The sequence below is a fragment of the Klebsiella sp. Ech2A genome, from assembly GCF_030078455.1.
Classification (GTDB): Bacteria; Pseudomonadota; Gammaproteobacteria; order Enterobacterales; family Enterobacteriaceae; genus Klebsiella; species Klebsiella terrigena.
This window is the reverse complement of the sequence record NZ_JAQGFU010000287.1, coordinates 1-3,922: the sequence shown is the minus strand read 5'-3', so window position 1 is coordinate 3,922 and position 3,922 is coordinate 1. Positions and strand designations below refer to the sequence as shown.

Genomic DNA, 3,922 nt, shown 5'->3' with positions numbered 1-3,922 from the left:
GCAGCGCCGGCAGCGGAACCTGATGCCAGCCCAGCAGCGCGGACTGCACGCAAACCGACTGGGCGGCGTCAACGAAGGCGGAAAGCGCAAAGCCGATGCCGGCCAGGCGCTGGCGGTTAACGGCCGCGCTGCTGAGCAGGTCGGCAATTTTCGTCGCCAGCTGCTGGATCAGCGCCGGGATCTCGACCTCGGGAGTGAGATGGCGCTCGGCCATCTTTTCGCCGATGCCGTTCATCAGCACCACCACCAGCTGATGGTCGATCAGGGAGATGCCGATCGCACAGGCGGCATCAGGGGAAAGTGACAGGGTAACCGAAGGCCGCCCCTGGCCGCTGGAGGCGGCCATCGCGCTCTCCTGCAGGACGCCTGCCGCCAGCAGCTCTTTGACCAGCGCGCCGATGGCCGGCTTGCTCATGCCGGTCAGGCGGGCGAGGTCGGCCCGGCTGGCCCCCTCTTCGCTGCAGACCAGATGAACCAGTTGTTGTTGGAGTTTGTTCAGCATAGTGCCCCGATCCTTCGCTTTTTTTTGAACATAGTGGCGACCTGCTGATTTAGCAATCAGTTTTTTCACAAAAGTAACTAAGTGATCTCATATAAGTTAAATTTATTACCTAATTAAGCGCTAATGGTGGCTAATATCACATTTAAAGAATTTTGTTATGTGTAAAAACAAAACTTAATAGCAACATAATGACCACAACTGGCGAAATAACATACGGGCAGGGGTTGAGCGATGAAGGTATTGATGAGCAAATATCGACTTGCCGTTCTGGCAGGCGTTCTGGCGGTAGGCAATATCACGGCGCTGCAGGCGGCGACGCTGAATGTGATGCAAAATGAAGCGCCGCGCAGCATGGATCCCGGCGACCAGACGGCGACCTTCACCGATACGGTCCTCAAGCCGATGTATGAAGGGCTGGTCGATCTCTCCCCCGATTACAAAATCACCCCCGCGCTGGCCACGGCCTGGCAGGTGAGCGAGGACGGCAAGGTCTGGACCTTCACGCTGCGCAAGAACGTCACCTTCCATGACGGTACGCCGTTTAACGCCGACGCGGTGGTGGCCAATATCCAGCGCCATATCGATCCCAAAGGCAGCCTGGCCGCCAGCTCGCGGATGCGCAACGTGATTGCGTCGGTGAAGAAAATTGACGACGGCAGCGTCGAAATTACGCTGAAAAAAGTCTACCCCTCGTTCCTCAATTTACTCACCGGCGGCGCGGCGAAAATGGTCAGCCCGGCGGCGGACAAAGCCGGCACCATTGGCCGCAAAGCGGACGGAACCGGCCCCTATATGCTGCAGGAATATAAAACCGGGGAGTATGTTTTAGAGACAAAGAACCCGCATTACTGGGGAGAAAGCGGCGGCCCGGAGCAAATCAAATGGACCTGGAGCTCGGAGCCTTCGGTGATGAATATGGCGCTGCTCTCCGGCCAGGTTGACGTGATTAACCCGGTGCCGCCGCAGTTCGGTATGCAGCTGAAAAGCAACCCGCAGGTGAAGCTGGAGCAGGGAGAGGGCGCGTCGGTATTCTGGGTGGCGCTCAACGTTGAGCAGAAACCGCTCAACGACGTCCGCGTGCGCCAGGCGCTGAATCTGGCGACGGATAAAGACGCCCTGCTGAAGGCGGTGATGTTCGGCTACGCCTCCGCCGCTAACTCGCCGCTGGCGCCGGTGAATGAAGGCTACGATAAGTCGCTCAACGAATACGCATACAATATCGACAAAGCCAGGGCGCTGCTCAAGGATGCCGGCTATCCGCAGGGATTTGATATCAACATCGCCGTACAGGGGCCGGACGCCCGAACCGCGCAAATCCTGCAGGCGATGTGGGGCAAGGCGGGGGTTAAGCTCAATATTCAGCAGATGGAAAGCGGCGTCTGGAGCAAAGCCGCCTTCGCGCCGGCCGCTGAAAAGCTGGCGAATCGCACCGATTCCGTGCTTGCCTCCTGGTCCTCCGGCCTCAACGGATCCGATTTACAGCTGCGTCCGCTGTACTACTCCCAGAGCGCCGCGCCGGTTGGCGCCAACCTCGGCTTCTATAAAAACCCGACCCTCGACGACCTGCTGGACAAAGCGGCAACCACCATGGATGACAAGGCGCGCATCGCCGATTACGTGCAGGCGCAGAAGGTCATCATGCAGGATGCGCCGCACGTGATGCTCTACTTCCAGGACGATCTCTACGCCACCCGCGCGGATATCAAAGGCGTGCGGATGGAGCCGGGCGGCGAAATTATCGTTATCAACGCGCAGAAGCCGTAAAGCCGGGGTCTGACTGGAGTCGCTATGAAAGCCTACGTCATCAAAAAACTGCTTTCCTTACCGCTTATCCTGCTCGGCGCATCGCTGATCGTCTTTTTGGCGATCAGGATGCTCCCCGGCGACCCTGCGCGGCTGATGGCCGGCCCGCAGGCGACCCAGGACGACGTGAGCCGAATGCACTCCCGCCTCGGGCTTGACGATCCGCTGGCGCTGCAGTACGGGCACTTTGTGGTCGGGATGCTCAAAGGCGACTTCGGCATTTCGCTAAAATCGGGGCAGCCGGTCTCCGCCGAGCTCGGCGAGCGGGCGCCCTATACCCTCGGCCTCGCGCTGCTGGCGTGGCTGATGGCGGTGGTGCTCGGCATTCCGATGGGGATGTGCGCGGCGATTTATCGCAATCATGCCGCCGATCACGCCCTGATGCTGATCGCGATTGCCGGCGCCTCAATCGCCAACTTCTGGCTGGCCCTGATCGCGATGGACACCTTCTCGGTGAAGCTGGGCTGGCTGCCGCTGCTGGGGGCTGAGGGCTGGAAAAGCTATATTCTACCCTCGGTGTGCCTCGGTATTTTCCCGATGGCGGTGATGTCGCGCATGACCCGTTCGAGCATGGTGGACGTGCTCGGTGAAGACTATATTCGCACCGCCAGGGCCAAAGGGCTGGCGCCGTTCTACGTCTACTTTAAGCATGCCTTACGCAATGCTCTCATCCCTATTGTGACCATTATCGCGCTCAACTTTGGCAGCCTGATCGGCGGAGCGGTGGTGACGGAGTCGGTATTTAACTGGCCGGGCATCGGACGTTACCTGGTGGATTCCGTGCGCTATCGCGATTATCCGGTTATTCAGGGCGTGACGATGATAACGGTCGCCAGCGTGGTGGTGATGAATCTGGTGGGCGAAATGATTATCGCCAGAATCAACCCGAAAATAAGGTTTGATTAATATGTCTGAAATCTCACTCGCCAAATCTCGCAATGGCCTGATGAACGGCCTGCGCTGGGGAATAGAGCATCCGTCGATCGCCATTGGCGGTTTTATCGTGGCCTTAATTGTTCTCGGCGCGCTCTTTGCGCCGTGGCTAAGCCACTACGATCCCTATGACCAGGATCTGCTCAATATTCTCTCCGCGCCTTCGGCGGAACACTGGCTGGGCACCGACGACTACGGGCGCGATATTTTTTCCCGCATCATATACGGCGCGCGGATCTCCCTTATCGAGGTGGTGGTCAGCGTGGCGCTGTCGCTGGCGATGGGGCTGCCGCTGGGCATTATGGCGGCGCTGTGCGGCAAAAGCGTCGACCACATCATTATGTGGATTATGGATGTGATTTTCGCCTTTCCCGGGATCGTACTGGCTATTTTGCTGGTGAGCGTGCTGGGGGCGGGGCTGATAAACATGCTGCTGGCGATCGCCATTTTCTCGGTGCCGGTATACGCCCGCCTGAGCCGCAACCTGACGCTGGGCATTAAAAATATGGAGTATATGGAAGCGGCGCGCGCGCTGGGGATCGGCTACCGGCGGCAGATTATTCACTATATTCTGCGCAACACGCTGGGGCCGATTACCGTGCAGGCCACCCTGACCGGCGGTTCGGTGATTCTGGCCGCCGCCTCGCTGTCGTTTTTTGGCATGGGGGGGCAGCCGCCGATGCC

General features: G+C 59.0%; 3 protein-coding genes and 1 pseudogene. 3 read left to right on the top strand and 1 reads right to left on the bottom strand.

What is annotated here, in order from left to right:
* A pseudogene (locus tag PFH44_RS25535) lies at window positions 1-502 on the bottom strand (MarR family transcriptional regulator); the annotation flags it as partial.
* A gap of 231 nt (window positions 503-733) precedes the next feature.
* Here PFH44_RS25535 and PFH44_RS25530 point away from each other — a divergent pair.
* The 3 genes from PFH44_RS25530 to PFH44_RS25520 form a co-directional block, all read left to right on the top strand.
* Window positions 734-2,266: an ABC transporter substrate-binding protein gene (locus PFH44_RS25530; protein ID WP_045855110.1), complete on the top strand. Its 1,533-nt coding sequence runs from the start codon at window positions 734-736 to the stop codon at window positions 2,264-2,266.
* Between the two features lie 24 nt (window positions 2,267-2,290).
* Entirely contained in the window at window positions 2,291-3,211 is a 921-nt protein-coding gene (locus tag PFH44_RS25525) for an ABC transporter permease (RefSeq protein ID WP_045855111.1), read from the top strand.
* 1 nt (window position 3,212) lies between these two features.
* Window positions 3,213-3,922, top strand: a 710-nt coding sequence (locus PFH44_RS25520; RefSeq protein WP_283826561.1) for an ABC transporter permease, incomplete at its 3' end; no start/stop codon positions are given.

Coding starts and splice junctions, on each gene's coding strand:
- PFH44_RS25525 (WP_045855111.1), top strand. CDS start 2,291: ATGAAAGCCTACGTCATCAAAAAACTGCTTTCCTTACCGCTTATCCTG.
- PFH44_RS25530 (WP_045855110.1), top strand. CDS start 734: ATGAAGGTATTGATGAGCAAATATCGACTTGCCGTTCTGGCAGGCGTT.